Raw genomic sequence first — 15,262 nt, 5'->3', positions numbered from 1 at the left:
GCGCGTCGGATGACTGCAAACGAGGGGCCCCCCGTCTCGTGGTGAGACGGAGGGCCCCTCGGTGGTGCGGTGCGGCGTGCCCGGAACCTACTGGTTCTGGTTCTCGCCGCGGTAGTACTCGAAGACCCAGCCGTACAGGCCGACCAGGATCAGCGGGGCCGAGAAGTACAGGAGCCACCAGCCCATGGCGATCGCGAGGAAGGCCAGGGCGCCGCCGATGCCGAGCGCGAGCGGCTGCCAGGAGTGCGGCGAGAAGAAGCCGACCTCACCGGCGTCGTCCGCGACGTCGGCCTCCTTGTCGTCCTGGGCGCCCACGTCGACCCGCCGGGCCGTGAAGGCCAGGTAGAAGCCGATCATGACGCTCAGGCCGAAGGCCATGACGAGCGCGGTGGTTCCGGCCGCCTCCTTGGACCACGCGCCGTACACGACGGCCATGACCAGGATGAAGGCGGACAGCCACAGGAACATCTTGCCCTGGATCTTCACTTCCCGGCCTCCTTGCCACCGGTGAGCATGTTGTCACCGTGGACATCGCCGTGGTTCTCGAGCTGGTCGAGAGCCGCGATCTCCGGGTGGTGGAGGTCGAACGCCGGCGATTCGGAGCGAATGCGCGGCATCGTGAGGAAGTTGTGCCGCGGCGGCGGGCAGGACGTCGCCCACTCCAGCGAACGGCCGTAGCCCCACGGGTCGTCGACCTCGATCTTCTTGCCGTACTTGGCGGTCTTCCAGACGTTGTAGAGGAACGGCAGGATCGACAGACCGAGCAGGAAGGAGGAGATCGTCGAGATCGTGTTGAGGGCGGTGAAGCCGTCGGCCGCCAGGTAGTCGGCGTAACGACGCGGCATGCCCTCGACACCCAGCCAGTGCTGCACCAGGAACGTGCCGTGGAAGCCCACGAACAGCGTCCAGAAGGTGATCTTGCCGAGCCGCTCGTCCAGCATCTTTCCGGTGAACTTCGGCCACCAGAAGTGGAATCCGGAGAACATCGCGAAGACCACGGTGCCGAAGATGACGTAGTGGAAGTGCGCGACGACGAAGTACGAGTCGGAGACGTGGAAGTCCATCGGCGGCGAGGCCAGGATGACGCCGGTCAGACCGCCGAAGGTGAAGGTGATCAAGAAGCCGACGGCCCACAGCATGGGTGTCTCGAAGGACAGTGAGCCCTTCCACATCGTGCCGATCCAGTTGAAGAACTTCACGCCCGTCGGGACGGCGATGAGGAACGTCATGAAGGAGAAGAACGGCAGGAGCACGCCACCGGTGACGTACATGTGGTGCGCCCACACGGTCACGGAGAGACCCGCGATCGCGATGGTGGCGCCGATCAGCCCGCTGTAGCCGAACATCGGCTTTCGACTGAACACCGGGATCACTTCGGAAATGATTCCGAAGAATGGCAACGCGATGATGTACACCTCTGGATGGCCGAAGAACCAGAAGAGGTGTTGCCATAGCAGCGCGCCGCCATTACTGGCGTCGAAGACATGGGCACCGAACTTGCGGTCCGCCTCCAGGGCGAACAGCGCGGCCGCGAGGACCGGGAAGGCCAGCAGGACCAGCACACCGGTCAGCAGGACGTTCCATACGAAGATCGGCATCCGGAACATCGTCATGCCGGGAGCGCGCATGCAGATGATCGTGGTGATGAAGTTGACCGAGCCGAGGATCGTGCCGAAGCCGGAGAAGGCCAGGCCCATGATCCACATGTCGGCGCCGACACCCGGCGAGCGGACCGCGTCCGACAGCGGGCTGTAGGCGAACCAGCCGAAGTCGGCCGCGCCCTGCGGGGTGAGGAAGCCACCGACCGCGATGGTCGAGCCGAACAGGTAGAGCCAGTAGGCGAACATGTTCAGCCGCGGGAACGCCACGTCGGGCGCGCCGATCTGCAGCGGCATGATCCAGTTCGCGAATCCGGCGAACAGGGGCGTCGCGAACATCAGCAGCATGATCGTGCCGTGCATCGTGAACGCCTGGTTGAACTGCTCGTTCGACATGATCTGCGTGCCGGGGCGGGCGAGTTCGGCGCGCATGAAGAGCGCCATGATGCCGCCGATGCAGAAGAACGCGAACGACGTGACCAGGTACATCGTGCCGATCGTCTTGTGATCAGTGGTGGTCAGCCACTTGATGACGACGTTTCCCGGCTGCTTGCGCCGGACCGGCAGCTCGTTCTCGTACGAGTCGTCTGCTGCCGCGGCACCCTGAGATTCGTTGAGGATGCTCACAGTTTGTTCGTCTCCGCGTTCTTGGCGGGGTCGGTCTGGGCGATGCCCGCCGGCACGTAGCCGGTCTGGCCCTTCGCAGCCAGCTCCTTGAGGTGCTGCTGGTAGCGCTCCGGGGAGACGACCTTCACGTTGAAGAGCATGCGCGAGTGGTCGACGCCGCAGAGTTCGGCGCACTTGCCCAGGAAGGTGCCTTCCTGGTTCGGCGTTACCTCGAACGAGTTGGTGTGCCCCGGAACGACGTCCTGCTTCATCAGGAACGGCACGATCCAGAAGGAGTGGATGACGTCGCGCGAGGTCAGCACGAAGCGGACCTTCTCGCCCTTCGGCAGCCACAGGGTCGGGCCCGGGTTTCCGGTCTGCGGGTTACGGGTGCCGGGGATGCCGACGTCGTACACACCGCCCGCGTTCGCGGGGAAGTCCTTCTTGAACCGGTCCGGAATCGCTTCCAGGTTCGGGGCCGTCTTGGCGTCGCCCTTCACACCGGGTACGTCCTCGACGTAGTTGAAGCCCCAGCTCCACTGATAGCCGACCACGTTGACCGTGTGAGCGGGCTTCGGGGACAGAGCCAGGAGCTTCGACTCGTCGCGTGCCGTGAAGTAGAAGAGCACGGAGACGATGATGAGCGGGACCACGGTGTACAGCGCCTCGATGGGCATGTTGTACCGGGTCTGCGGGGGTACCTCGACCTTGGTGCGGCTGCGCCGGTGGAAGATGACGCTCCACAGGATCAGGCCCCAGACCAGCACGCCCGTGGCGAGCGCAGCCGCCCACGAGCCCTGCCAGAGGGACAGGATCCTGGGAGCCTCTTCCGTCACCGGAGTGGGCATACCAAGTCGAGGGAAGTCTTTCCAGTTGTACGAGCAACCGGATGCTGTCGCCAGGACCAGACCCGCAGTCAGCACCTGCGGCAGCTTCCGCCGCATCGGGCGCCTCGACGTGGGGGAGCCACCCGCGCCTTTCAGGCTGCGGGGGAGGTCGGAGCCGTTGGGACTCACGTAGCGCCTTCCCGAGAGTCTCGCCCGCGGTGGTCGGCTACGGCCGTCTCGCTGGTCGGTCGCCGCCCTGGCACACGGGCAGGGGTTTGGATGTTTATGCGGACCAAACCCTACTGGACGCTATTTGGGGTCGCGCGGGGAGGGTGCCCAACGCGCCGTCCGAGTCCCCGAAGGGGTGGAGTCGCGGTGGAATCCCGGCCTCCGGGCGCCATCTGACGACCCCTCGTCCCGGCCACCGGAGCTCGCGCGGCGGGCCGGGGTTAGCGTGGCCGCGTGCCCTACTTCGACGCGGCCTCATCGGCCCCCCTGCACCCCGTCGCACGCCAAGCGCTGCAAGCCTCCTTGGACGAGGGGTGGGCCGACCCGGCCCGTCTCTACCGGGAGGGCAGGCGGGCCCGGCTGCTCCTGGACGCGGCGCGGGAGGCCGCCGCGGAGGCCGTCGGCTGCCGCCCCGACGAGCTCAGCTTCACCGGTTCGGGGACCCGCGCGGTGCACTTGGGAATTTACGGATCCTTGTCCGGGCGTCGGCGTGTCGGGCGGCACCTGGTGGTGTCCGCGGTCGAACACTCATCGGTCCTCCATTCGGCCGCGTCCCACGCGTCGGACGGAGGTTCGGTGACGGAGGTCGCGGTGGACCGTACGGGCCGGGTCTCCCCCGACGCGTACGCGGCGGCGCTGCGTCCCGACACCGCGCTCGCCTGCCTCCAGTCCGCCAACCACGAGGTGGGTACGGTCCAGCCGGTCGCCGAGGCGGCCGAGGCCTGCCGGGCGGCCGGGGTGCCGTTGCTGGTGGACGCGGCGCAGTCGCTCGCGTGGGGGCCGGTCGAGGGCGCGTGGTCGGTCCTCGCGGCGAGTGCCCACAAATGGGGCGGTCCGGCAGGAGTCGGTCTTCTCGCGGTGCGCAAGGGCGTCCGGTTCGCACCCCAAGGGCCCGTGGACGAGCGGGAGTCGGGGCGGGCACCCGGCTTCGAGAACATCCCGGCGATCGTGGCGGCGGCGGCCTCGCTGCGGGCCGTACGGGCCGAGGCGGCGGCCGAAGCGGCGCGTCTGCGGGACCTGGTGGACCGGATCCGGGGCCGGGTCGCGGAGCTGGTGACGGACGTGGAGGTGGTCGGCGACCCGGTGCGCCGGCTGCCACACCTGGTCACCTTCTCCTGTCTCTATGTCGACGGAGAGACGTTGCTGCACGAACTGGACCGGGTGGAATTCTCCGTTTCATCCGGTTCGTCCTGCACGAGCAGCACCCTGACCCCCAGCCATGTGCTGCGCGCGATGGGCGTCCTGAGCGAGGGCAACGTGCGGGTGTCGCTGCCCCTGGGCACCTCGGCCGAGGACGTCGACCGGTTCATCGAGGTGCTGCCCGGCGTGGTCGACTCCGTACGGACCAGCCTCGGGGCGCCCGTCGCGCCTGCGGGGCCCGCCGGACCCCGGGAGAGCGACGCGGTCACCGTGGACTCGCTCGGCAGGCTCTGCCCGATCCCGGTCATCGAACTGGCGAAGGCGATCGGGAACGTGCCCGTCGGCGGCTCCGTGACCGTGCTCGCCGACGACGAGGCGGCCCGGCTCGACATCCCGGCGTGGTGCGAGATGCGGGGGCAGGAGTACCTCGGGGAGCACCCGGCGGCGGGCGGAACCGCCTACCGGGTGCGCCGGGTGAGCTGAGCGCTACTGGAGGTGGGCCCGCACCTCGGCGGCGGCCTCGTCGCCGTACGCCTTGGTGAAGCGGTCCATGAAGTTGGCCCGGCGCAGGGTGTACTCCTGGGTGCCGAGGGTCTCGATGACCAGGGTGGCCAGCATGCAGCCGAGCTGGGCGGCGCGCTCGTGGCCGACGCCCCACGACAGGCCGGTCAGGAAGCCGGCCCGGAACGCGTCGCCGACGCCGGTCGGGTCGACCTTTGCCTCTTCCTGCGGGACGCCGACCACGATGGGCTCGTCGCCGGTCCGCTCGATGCGCACGCCGCGCGAGCCGAGGGTGGTGACGCGGTGGTCGACCTTGGCGAGGATCTCCTCGTCGCTCCAGCCGGTCTTGGACTCGATGAGCCCCTTCTCGTACTCGTTGGAGAAGAGGTAGGTGGCGCCTTCGAGCAGGGTGCGGATGTCGTCGCCCGACATGCGGGCGATCTGCTGCGAGAAGTCGGCCGCGAAGGGGATGCCCCGCGCCTTGCACTCCTCGGTGTGGCGCAGCATCGCCTCGGGGTCGTCCGCGCCGATCAGTACGAGGTCGAGGCCGCCCACGCGGTCGGCCACCGACTTCAGCTCGATCTGGCGGGCCTCGCTCATCGCGCCCGTGTAGAAGGAGCCGATCTGGTTGTGGTCGGAGTCGGTGGTGCACACGAAGCGGGCGGTGTGCAGGACCTCGGAGATCCGTACCGAGCCGGTGTCCACGCCGTGCCGGTCGAGCCAGGCGCGGTACTCGTCGAAGTCCGAGCCGGCCGCGCCGACCAGGATGGGCCGGCCGCCGAGCTGGCCCATGCCGAAGCAGATGTTGGGACCGACACCGCCGCGCCGTACGTCGAGGTTGTCGACGAGGAAGGAGAGGGAGACCGTGTGCAGCTGGTCGGCGACCAGCTGGTCGGCGAATCGGCCGGGGAAGGTCATGAGGTGGTCGGTGGCGATGGAGCCGGTGACTGCGATACGCACGACGGGGGCGCTCCTGATGAGAATGCGGAGGGGCGGGCGTTGACAGTTCACGCTACCGGGTCGTCCCCGATGGGCCGACCGGCGGAAACTACCCAATAGTAGGTCTTTCTGCGCGCACCACCCGGTGCGTACGGTGCGGGCATGGAAACCAAGGTGAGCAGTGCGCGTGGGCGTGGGGTGGCGGCCGATCCGGGCCTGGAGGAGCTTCGGGGCGACTGCGCGCGGATGGCTCCGCACTGGGTCGTGCCCGAGGCGGCCGCTCCGGCGCCGGTGCCGCCGTCCCGCATCCACGGTGTGACCATTCCGCCGTCCTCGGTACGTCTGATCGCCGGCATGTCCGAATACGGGGACTGAAACGGCCTGTTCACGCCGGGTGCGGCGCACGGATGGAACCGTGCGCTCCCCCGCTCCGTCCCATCTGCGTCCCTCGTAAGGGGGATGCTGGATACGACTGGACAGGAGCGATCTGGTGAGCAGCGAGCACACGCAGGACGAGCCCCGGCAGCGGCGTTCTCGGCGGTCTCCCTTGGTCCTCGCCGCGGCGGCCGTGGCCGTACTGGCCGCGGGAGGCGGCGGGGCGTACTGGGCCACGACGGCGTCCTCGGCCGGCGGCGGTACGCCCGGCAAGGACGGCGCTCCGCCGCCGCTCGCGCTCGACAGCGCCCCCGGCGGGGGGAGCGGCACGGGCAGCGACGGCGGCACCGGCACCGGGAAGGGCAACGGCATCGCGCCGGGCGAGCCCGACCCCAACGGAGTGGTGTACCGGGCGTCGGTGAAGCTGCCCGGCGGACCCGGCAAGGCGTCCGTCTACCAGCCGCACGGCACGGTGAGCGAGGCCGAGGTGCACCGGCTCGCGCAGGCGCTGGGCGTCGACGGCGCGGCGCGCCTGGAGGACGGCACCTGGAAGGTGGGCGCCACGAAGGACGGCTCGGGGCCGACCCTGACGGTCAGTCAGAAGGCGCCGGGCACCTGGTCGTTCGCCCGGTTCGGCAGCGGCGGCACGGACAACTGCCCCAAGGGGAAGATGTGTCCGATGCACACCACGGGCGCGGACACCGACGCCGGCACCAGTGGCGGCGCGGACGGCGGCGCACCGGTGAGCGAGCAGGCCGCGAAGGCGGCCGCGGCCCCGGTCCTCAAGGCGCTCGGCCAGGACGACGCCAAGCTCGACGCCAAGGAGGTCCTCGCCTCGGCCCGGGTGGTGAACGCCGATCCGGTGCTCGACGGGCTTCCCACGTACGGCTGGACCACCGGCATCCAGGTCGGCTCCGGCGGTCAAGTGGTCGGCGGAAGCGGCCAGTTGAAGGCCCTGGACAAGGGCGCGACGTACCCGGTGATGGGCGCGGAGCAGACGCTGGCCCAGCTCAACAGCCATGCCACGGGACGGCCGAAGGCCAAGGACTGCACGGGCCCGGTGCCGCTGGACGGTCAGCCCACCAAGGGCCGGCTGCCGAGCGATCCGCAGGGCAACATCCAGCAGCCGTGCAAGCAGCCCACGCCCTCGGCCGTCACGGTCGACGGGGCCGTGTTCGGGCTCGCCGCACAGTCGGTGGGCGGGGTCCAGAGCCTCGTGCCGTCCTGGTTGTTCCAGGTGAAGCCGGACGCCGGCCAGGCGTTCACGGTCACCGCTCCCGCGGTGGCTCCCCCGTATGTGACCAAGCCCCCGGCGTCCCCGACCGGCGCTCCCGTGCCGGCCCCTTCGGGATCGGCCACGGCGCCCGGTGCCCACGGCCAGGCGCTCGCGTCCTACGCCCTCGCACCGGACGGACGGACCCTGACCGTCACGTTCTGGGGCGGGGTGTGCAGTACGTACACGGCGACCGCCGACGAGAGCGGTGACGGGGTGCGCGTCAAGGTGACCGGGCAGGCCAGGCAGGACCCGAAGAAGATGTGCATCGCCCTGGCCAAGCAGCAGACGGTCCAGGTGGAGCTGCACGAGTCGCTCGGCGCCCGCACGGTGATCGACGCGGACACGGGCAAGGAGCTGCCGAAGAAGTAGGCGCGCGGAGATCGCGCGGACATGGCGAAGGCGGGCGCCCCCGGTCATCCCGGGGGCGCCCGCCTTTCGGCTGCCGTCAGATCTAGCTGAAGGAGTCGCCGCAGGCGCAGGAGCCCGTCGCGTTCGGGTTGTCGATCGTGAAGCCCTGCTTCTCGATGGTGTCGACGAAGTCGATCGAGGCGCCGCCCAGGTACGGGGCGCTCATGCGGTCGGTGACGACCTTGACGCCGTCGAAGTCCTTGACGACATCGCCGTCGAGCGAGCGCTCGTCGAAGAACAGCTGGTAGCGCAGGCCGGAGCAGCCGCCGGGCTGAACGGCGACGCGCAGCGCCAGATCGTCCCGGCCTTCCTGCTCAAGGAGGCCCTTGACCTTGGCCGCGGCGGCGTCGGACAGGAGGATGCCGTCGCTCACGGTGGTGGTCTCGTCCGATACGGACATCTGCTTCTCTCCCGGGTTGTACGGAGACTGCTTGCCGACGGTTGCAACCGGCGGGGCCCCGGATTCATTCCGGGTTCTTCTCTTTCATGCTCGCACACAAGGGGGCAGGCGGGAAAAGGCCTGGGGACAACTCCGTGCGGGACCGGGTGGCCGACCGGGGGCGGACCGGGGGCAGACCAGGGGCAGACCAGGTCGGACCGGGTGCGTCACATCGACGCTATCGGCATCGTCAAAGTGACGTGAACCGGTTATGATAGATAGCGTCATTTAGACGAAAACCCCCGCGTGCAAGCACCTGGGGCCAACTGGAGCGGCTCCGCCGCACTGCTCAGGAAAAGAAAGGGTGCGTGACGTGACCACCGCCCAGCCCCGTCAGGACCTCGCCGGCCGCGTCGATCTCGACGTCCAGCCGACGCCGCTCGCCCTGCTGCTGCTCGGCCGCGAGGCCGACCCCAGGAGCGAGCGCGGCGTGGAGTGCCCCGGCGACCTTCCTTCGCCCTCCGACCCGGACCTGGTCGAGCGCGCCCGCGCGGCCAAGGCCAGGCTCGGGGACAAGGTCTTCATCCTCGGGCACCACTACCAGCGCGACGAGGTCATCGAGTTCGCCGATGTGACGGGTGACTCGTTCAAGCTGGCCAAGGACGCGGCCGCCAGGCCGGAGGCCGAGTACATCGTGTTCTGCGGTGTGCACTTCATGGCCGAGTCCGCCGACATCCTGACCGGCGACGACCAGAAGGTCGTCCTTCCGGACCTCGCCGCGGGCTGCTCCATGGCCGACATGGCCACCGCCGAGCAGGTCGCCGAGTGCTGGGACGTGCTGACCGAGGCCGGGATAGCCGAGCAGGTCGTGCCCGTCTCCTACATGAACTCCTCGGCCGACATCAAGGCGTTCACCGGCCGGCACGGCGGCACCATCTGCACCTCCTCCAACGCCGAGCGCGCCCTGAACTGGGCCTTCGAGCAGAAGGAGCCCGGTTCGGCCAAGGTCCTGTTCCTGCCGGACCAGCACCTGGGCCGCAACACCGCCGTGCGCGACCTCGGCATGTCCCTCGACGACTGCGTGCTCTACAACCCGCACAAGCCGAACGGCGGGCTCACCGTCGAGGAGCTGCGCGACGCCAAGATGATCCTGTGGCGCGGGCACTGCTCGGTGCACGGCCGCTTCTCGCTGGACTCGGTCGACGACGTCCGCGCGCGCATCCCGGGCGTGAACGTCCTGGTGCACCCCGAGTGCAAGCACGAGGTCGTGGCCGCGGCGGACTACGTCGGCTCGACCGAGTACATCATCAAGGCCCTGGAAGCCGCCCCCCGCGGCTCGAAGTGGGCGATCGGCACCGAGCTGAACCTGGTGCGGCGCCTGGCCAACCGGTTCGCCGCCGAGGACAAGGAGATCGTCTTCCTCGACAAGACGGTCTGCTTCTGCTCGACCATGAACCGCATCGACCTGCCGCACCTGGTGTGGACCCTGGAATCGCTCGCCGACGGCAAGCTGATCAACCAGATCAAGGTCGACCGGGAGACCGAGCACTTCGCGAAGCTGGCGCTCGAGCGGATGCTGGCGCTGCCGTAGCCCTCGTGAACCCGGAGTCCTCGTGACCCCGGGCTCTCGGCCCCGTACGTACGACGAAGGCCGCCCCCCGCGCGGGGGGCGGCCTTCGTCGTACGTACGGGAGTCGTTCCCCGTGTCAGGGGTCAGGCGTTGGCCGGCTCCCGGTCCTCGGAGCCGTCCGACGGCACGGGCTCGCCTGCCTTCCTGGCGCGCTTGGCCGCCTTCTTCGTGGCCCTGCGCTCCTTACGGAGCTCGACCATCGCGTAGAGGGTCGGGACCAGGAGGAGGGTCAGCAGCGTCGACGTCACCAGACCGCCGATCACGACGACGGCGAGCGGCTGGGCGATGAATCCGCCCTCGCCCGTCACACCGAGCGCCATCGGGAGCAGCGCGAAGATCGTGGCCAGGGCCGTCATCAGGATCGGGCGCAGACGGTGGCGGCCACCCTCGACGACCGCCTCGACCACGCCGAGCCCCTGCTTGCGGTACTGGTTGATCAGGTCGATCAGGACGATCGCGTTGGTGACCACGATGCCGATCAGCATCAGCATGCCGATCATCGCGGGGACGCCCATCGGGGTGCCGGTGATGATCAGCAGGCCGATCGCGCCGGTGGCCGCGAACGGGATCGCGACGAGCAGGATCAGCGGCTGGATCAGGGACTTGAACGTGGCGACCAGGAGCATGAAGACGATCGCGATCGCCGCGAGCATCGCAAGGCCCAGGTTCTTGAACGCGTCCGACTGGTCCGAGGAGACGCCGCCGATGGAGGCGGTGGCACCGGACGGCAGCTTCAGGTCCTTGATCTTGGCCTGGAGGTCGGTGCTGACCTTGCCGGTGTTGTCGCCGACGGGCTTGGCGGTGATGGTCGCCGAGCGGGCGCCGTCGATCCTGGTCATCGAGACCGGTCCCGGCACGAGCTTCACGTCGGCGATGTCACCGAGCTTGACCGGGCCGAGCGACAGGTTCTTGAGCTGGTCCACGGTCGTGGCCGGGCTGGGCGAGGTGATGTACACGTCCCGCTCGGAGTCGCCCATGATCGCCTTGGTGACCTGGGTGCCGCGCACCTGCTGGGCGACGGCCATGCCGAGGGTGGTCTGGTTGAAGCCGGCGTCGGCCGCCTTGTCGTTGGGCTGCACCGAGACCCGGGGCACGCTCTGCGCCAGGTCGCTCTGCACGTCGCTGACGTCCTTGAGGCCCGCGACGGCCTGGCGCACCTGCTCCGCGGCCTTCTTCAGGACATCGCCGTCGGCGGCCTTGACGACCACGCTCAGGTCCTGGCTGCCGAAGCCGCCCCCGGTCGAGACCGCGGGGTTGCCCGGCTGGTTCTTGAGGGCCGCTTCCAGGCGGTCGTGGGCCGTGTCGTAGTCGTCCGCGCTCTTCAGGGTCACCGTGTACGAGGCCTGGTTGGCACCGGTTCCGCCGCCGAAGGCCGCCATGAAGCCGGAGGAGCCGACGGTGACCTGGTAGCTCTTGACCGCCGGGTCGGCGGACAGGATCTGCTCGACCTTCTTCGACGCGGCGTCCGCCGCGTCCAGGCTGGTGCCCGCGGGCAGTTCCTGCTTGATCGAGAGGGTGTCCTGCTCGCCCTGGTCGAAGAAGTTGGTCTTCAGGAGACCGGCCATGCCGAACGTGCCGACCAGGATGACCACCGCGAGGACCACGCTGGTGATGCGGCGCCGGGTCGCGAAGCGCAGGACGGGAACGTAGATGCGCTGGAGGCGGGACTTGTTCTCCTTCTCCTCCGCCTTGCGGCGCGCCTCGTCCGGGTCGATGCCCGCGATCGCCTTCGGCGCGCGCAGGAACCAGAACGACAGGACCGGCACGACGGTCAGCGAGACGAGCAGCGAGGCGAGCAGGGCCGCGGTGACGGTGAGGCTGAACGAGCCGAAGAGCTCGCCGACCATGCCGCCCACGAAGGCGATCGGGAGGAAGACCGCGACGGTGGTGAGCGTCGAGGCGGTCACCGCGCCGGCGACCTCCTTGACGGCCGTCAGGATCGCCGAGTGGCGCTCCTCGCCGTAGCCGAGGTGGCGCTTGATGTTCTCCAGGACCACGATCGAGTCGTCGACGACACGGCCGATCGCGATCGTCAGCGCGCCCAGGGTCAGCATGTTGAGCGAGAGGTCCTGCGTCCACAGCACGATCAGCGCGAGGACCACGGACATCGGGATGGAGACCGCGGTCACCAGCGTGGAGCGGATCGACGCGAGGAAGAGCAGGATCACGATCACGGCGAAGAGCAGGCCGAGCGCGCCCTCGGTGGTCAGGCCGGAGATGGCCTTGGAGACCTGCGGGCCCTGGTCGGAGACGACGGTGAGGTCCGCGCCCGCGCCGAGGTCCTTCTTCAGGTCGGGCAGCTTGTCCTTGACGGCCTGGGAGATCGCGACGGCACTGCCGTCGTGGTCCATGGTGGCCATCACGGCGAGGCTGGGCTTGCCGTTGGTGCGGGTGATGGACACCCGCTGCGAGGGCTCCTGCTTGACGGTGGCGATGTCACCGAGGCGGACCGGTGAGCCCTGCTGCGGCTTGATCCGCAGGTCCTCGATCTGCTTCAGGGAGGTATAGGGGGCGCCGACCTGGACGGTGCGGCTCTTGCCGTCCTCGGAGAACGAGCCGCCGGGTATCGTCGCGCCGCCCGCCTTCAGGGCGTCGCCGAGCGTCATGGTGGTGAGGCCGGCCTGGGCCAGCTTCTTCGCGTCGGGCGTGACGTTCACCTGGAGGTCCTGGACGCCGTCGACGCTGACGCGGCCGACGCCCTTGATGTCCTCCAGAGCCGGGACGACCGTGCGGTCCAGCTGGTCGGCGAGCGCCTGCTGGTCCTTGTCGGAGGTCACCGCGAGCACCACGGTCGGCATGTCGTCGGTGGAGCCGGCGACGACCTGCGGGTCGACCTCGGCGGGGATCTGGGTGCGGGACCGGTTGACGGCCTGCTGGATGTCGGCGACGAGCTGCTTCGTACCCGTGCCGTACTCGAAGGTCGCCATGATCACGGCGTTGCCCTCGGACGCCGTGGACGTGATGCCCTTGACTCCGCTGACGGCCTTGATGTTCTTTTCGAGCGGCTCGACGACCTGCTTCTCGACCACATCGGGCGAGGCACCCTGGTAGGGGGCGAGCACCGACACCATCGGCAGTTCGATGGTGGGCAGCAGTTGCTGCTTGAGCTGCGGAATGGCGATCGCCCCGAAGACGATCGCGACGATCGACATCAGGCCTATCAGGGCCCGTTGTGCGAGGCTGAATCTGGACAGCCAGGACATGGGTGGGGTCTCTCTTCTGTGGCGTGCGAGCAGCGGTACGAGTCGGAAGGAGCAGACAGGACCGGCCCGTGATCACGCGGCGCATCACCCGGGAAGACCCGGCCCCCGCCTATAACCCTCTGTCATGGGGCGGGTCGGATGCCTCGCTCCCAGGTCTCTTTCCTTATCCCGCGCATACCGCAGTCGCAGTACGCCGCGCTCCACCCTTCAGTCCACCCGTGGGCGGACAAGGCCGGATTCGTACGCGATGACCACCAATTGGGCACGGTCGCGTGCGCCCAATTTGGCCATCGCGCGGTTCACATGGGTCTTCACGGTGAGCGGGCTGACGGAGAGGCGCTCGGCGATCTCGTCGTTGGAGTGGCCGCCCGCGACCTGGACCAGCACCTCGCGTTCGCGGACCGTGAGGGCGGCGAGCCGCTCACCGTGCCGGCGCAGGTCCTCCTCGCCGGCCTCCCAACTGCCGCCCTGCGCGAGGAAGGTGGTGATCAGTCCCTTGGTCGCGGCCGGGGACAGCAGCGCCTCGCCGGCCGCGGCGACACGGATCGCGCCGAGCAGCTCCTCGGGCTCGGCGCCCTTGCCGAGGAAGCCGGAGGCTCCGGCCCGCAGCGACTGCACCACGTACTCGTCGACCTCGAAGGTCGTGAGCATCACGACGTGGACCGTGCACAGGGCTGGGTCGGCGGTGATGGCCCGGGTGGCGGCGAGGCCGTCGGTGCCGGGCATCCGGATGTCCATCAGGACGACGTCCGGCAGGGTCTCGCGGACCACGTCGACGACCGCGGCCCCGTCGGCCGCCTCGCCCACGACCTCCATGTCGGGCTCGGAGTCGACCAGGACGCGGAAGGCCGAGCGCAGCAGCGCCTGGTCGTCGGCGAGTACCACCCTGATGGTCATGACGTGCCTTCCCCCGTGGCCCCGGTCTCCGCGGCCTTGACCGGCAGTATCGCCTGCACGCGGAAGCCGCCGCCGTAGCGGGGTCCCGCCGTGCAGCTGCCGCCGAGCGCCGTGACCCGCTCGCGCATGCCGAGCAGCCCGTGGCCGCCGCCGTCTCCCGCCGCGCCGGTGCCGGTGCCGTTGTCGATGACGGTGATCTCGGTGTTCGGCCCGACCCGTACGACGCTCACCTCGGCCTTGGCGCCGGGGCCCGCGTGCTTGTGGACGTTGGTGAGCGCCTCCTGGATGACCCGGTAGGCGGCGAGGTCGACGGAGGCGGGCAGCGGGGCGTCGTCGGTGCGGGCGAGCTCCACGGGAAGCCCCGCCCGCCGGAAACCGGCGAGCAGATCGTCGAGGAGGCCGAGGCCGGGGGCGGGCTCGGTGGGGGCTGCGGGGTCGCCGGACTGGCGCAACAGGCCGACGGTGGAACGGAGTTCGTTCAACGCGGAGCGGCTGGCCTCCCGTACGTGGGCGAGGGCCTCCTTGGCCTGGTCGGGCCGCTTGTCCATGACGTGGGCCGCGACGCCCGCCTGGACGTTGACCAGGGCGATGTGGTGGGCGACCACGTCGTGGAGCTCGCGGGCGATCCGCAGCCGTTCCTCGGCCACCCGGCGCCTGGCCTCCTCCTCGCGTCCGTGCTCGGCCCGTTCGGCCCGCTCGCGGATCGCGTCGACGAAGGCGCGCCGGCTGCGCACGGCGTCCCCCGCGGCCGCGGCCATGCCGGTCCAGGCGAAGATCCCGAGGTGTTCCTGGGAGTACCAGGGCGGGGTGCCGAGCAGCATGGCCGTGCCGGTGAGCACGACGATGGTGAGCACGCCGACGCGGTAGGTGGTGGGCCGGTCGGTGTGGGCGGCGACCGTGTAGAGCGCGACGACCGCGCTCATCGCGACCGGCGAGGGCGGGTCCCCCAGCGAGAGCTCCACCATGGCGAGGGCGCTGGTGCAGGCGAGCGTGACCATGGGCCGGCGCCGCCGCAGTACGAGGACGGCGGCGGCCAGCGTCATCAGGACGAGCGAACGCAGACCGGGCGTACGGGTGCCGAAGGTCGGCCCGTTGGGCCCGTGCGGGTCGGCGAAGGAGCCGAGGACCATGCAGATCAGTACGCCGAGGGCGAGGGCGGCATCGGGGACCAGCGGATGCGCCCTGAGCCAGGGGCGGGCCCGGTCGATGGGGGTCACGGTCACCTACCGTAAGGGTGCCGGGGCCCACGGGACCG

At 69.7% G+C, this 15,262-nt stretch carries 12 protein-coding genes; 4 read left to right on the top strand and 8 right to left on the bottom strand.

Annotated features, from left to right (window positions below; translation table 11 throughout):
• Positions 1-87 precede the first annotated feature (87 nt).
• From OG432_RS25865 to ctaC, 3 genes are read right to left on the bottom strand one after another with little or no spacing between them, the layout of a single operon-like run.
• Positions 88-486: a cytochrome c oxidase subunit 4 gene (locus tag OG432_RS25865; protein WP_328313357.1), complete on the bottom strand. Its 399-nt coding sequence runs from the start codon at positions 484-486 to the stop codon at positions 88-90.
• Positions 483-2,225 (bottom strand): aa3-type cytochrome oxidase subunit I, encoded by a 1,743-nt coding sequence (ctaD, locus tag OG432_RS25860; RefSeq protein WP_328313356.1) that lies wholly within the window; start codon positions 2,223-2,225, stop codon positions 483-485. The genes OG432_RS25865 and ctaD overlap by 4 nt, the downstream gene beginning before the upstream one ends.
• Positions 2,222-3,220 carry an aa3-type cytochrome oxidase subunit II gene (gene ctaC, locus OG432_RS25855; RefSeq protein WP_443058453.1) on the bottom strand — a complete coding sequence of 333 codons (999 nt, stop codon included), beginning with the start codon at positions 3,218-3,220 and terminating at the stop codon, positions 2,222-2,224. Before ctaC ends, ctaD begins: the two co-directional genes overlap by 4 nt.
• Before the next feature lie 273 nt (positions 3,221-3,493).
• Between ctaC and OG432_RS25850 the strand changes: the two genes are divergently transcribed.
• On the top strand, positions 3,494-4,882 hold the full coding sequence (locus tag OG432_RS25850; RefSeq protein ID WP_328313354.1) for a cysteine desulfurase/sulfurtransferase TusA family protein: 1,389 nt from the start codon (positions 3,494-3,496) through the stop codon (positions 4,880-4,882).
• A gap of 3 nt (positions 4,883-4,885) precedes the next feature.
• Here OG432_RS25850 and OG432_RS25845 read toward each other — a convergent pair whose 3' ends face one another.
• A complete protein-coding gene (locus OG432_RS25845) occupies positions 4,886-5,860 on the bottom strand; it encodes a carbohydrate kinase family protein (protein ID WP_328313353.1) in 975 nt (324 codons plus the stop codon).
• Positions 5,861-6,001: 141 nt separating this feature from the next.
• On the opposite strand from OG432_RS25845, the gene OG432_RS25840 reads away from it, so the two are divergent.
• Complete coding sequence (locus OG432_RS25840) at positions 6,002-6,214, top strand: hypothetical protein (RefSeq protein WP_328313352.1); 213 nt, start codon at positions 6,002-6,004, stop codon at positions 6,212-6,214.
• A gap of 115 nt (positions 6,215-6,329) precedes the next feature.
• Complete coding sequence (locus OG432_RS25835; protein ID WP_328313351.1) at positions 6,330-7,859, top strand: hypothetical protein; 1,530 nt, start codon at positions 6,330-6,332, stop codon at positions 7,857-7,859.
• 82 nt (positions 7,860-7,941) lie between these two features.
• On the opposite strand, the gene OG432_RS25830 is transcribed toward OG432_RS25835, so the two are convergent.
• Complete coding sequence (locus tag OG432_RS25830) at positions 7,942-8,298, bottom strand: HesB/IscA family protein (RefSeq protein ID WP_030933606.1); 357 nt, start codon at positions 8,296-8,298, stop codon at positions 7,942-7,944.
• Between the two features lie 343 nt (positions 8,299-8,641).
• Here OG432_RS25830 and nadA point away from each other — a divergent pair, with 343 nt between their 5' ends.
• Positions 8,642-9,868 (top strand): quinolinate synthase NadA, encoded by a 1,227-nt coding sequence (gene nadA / locus OG432_RS25825; RefSeq protein ID WP_328313350.1) that lies wholly within the window; start codon positions 8,642-8,644, stop codon positions 9,866-9,868.
• Between the two features lie 122 nt (positions 9,869-9,990).
• On the opposite strand, the gene OG432_RS25820 is transcribed toward nadA, so the two are convergent.
• From OG432_RS25820 to OG432_RS25810, 3 genes are all read right to left on the bottom strand, one after another.
• Entirely contained in the window at positions 9,991-13,110 is a 3,120-nt protein-coding gene (locus tag OG432_RS25820) for an efflux RND transporter permease subunit (RefSeq protein ID WP_328313349.1), read from the bottom strand.
• Positions 13,111-13,317: 207 nt separating this feature from the next.
• Positions 13,318-14,007 carry a response regulator transcription factor gene (locus tag OG432_RS25815; protein ID WP_328313348.1) on the bottom strand — a complete coding sequence of 230 codons (690 nt, stop codon included), beginning with the start codon at positions 14,005-14,007 and terminating at the stop codon, positions 13,318-13,320.
• Positions 14,004-15,224, bottom strand: coding sequence for a sensor histidine kinase (locus OG432_RS25810; RefSeq protein ID WP_328315239.1), 1,221 nt, complete (start codon positions 15,222-15,224; stop codon positions 14,004-14,006). Before OG432_RS25810 ends, OG432_RS25815 begins: the two co-directional genes overlap by 4 nt.
• Between the last annotated feature and the right edge of the window lie 38 nt (positions 15,225-15,262).

The sequence above is a fragment of the Streptomyces sp. NBC_00442 genome, from assembly GCF_036014195.1.
GTDB lineage: Bacteria > Actinomycetota > Actinomycetes > Streptomycetales > Streptomycetaceae > Streptomyces.
Note: the sequence above shows the minus strand (reverse complement) of the source record. Positions and strands in the feature narration are given on the sequence as shown.

Coding starts and splice junctions, on each gene's coding strand:
- OG432_RS25840 (WP_328313352.1), top strand. CDS start 6,002: ATGGAAACCAAGGTGAGCAGTGCGCGTGGGCGTGGGGTGGCGGCCGAT.
- OG432_RS25830 (WP_030933606.1), bottom strand. CDS start 8,298: ATGTCCGTATCGGACGAGACCACCACCGTGAGCGACGGCATCCTCCTG.
- OG432_RS25820 (WP_328313349.1), bottom strand. CDS start 13,110: ATGTCCTGGCTGTCCAGATTCAGCCTCGCACAACGGGCCCTGATAGGC.
- OG432_RS25815 (WP_328313348.1), bottom strand. CDS start 14,007: ATGACCATCAGGGTGGTACTCGCCGACGACCAGGCGCTGCTGCGCTCG.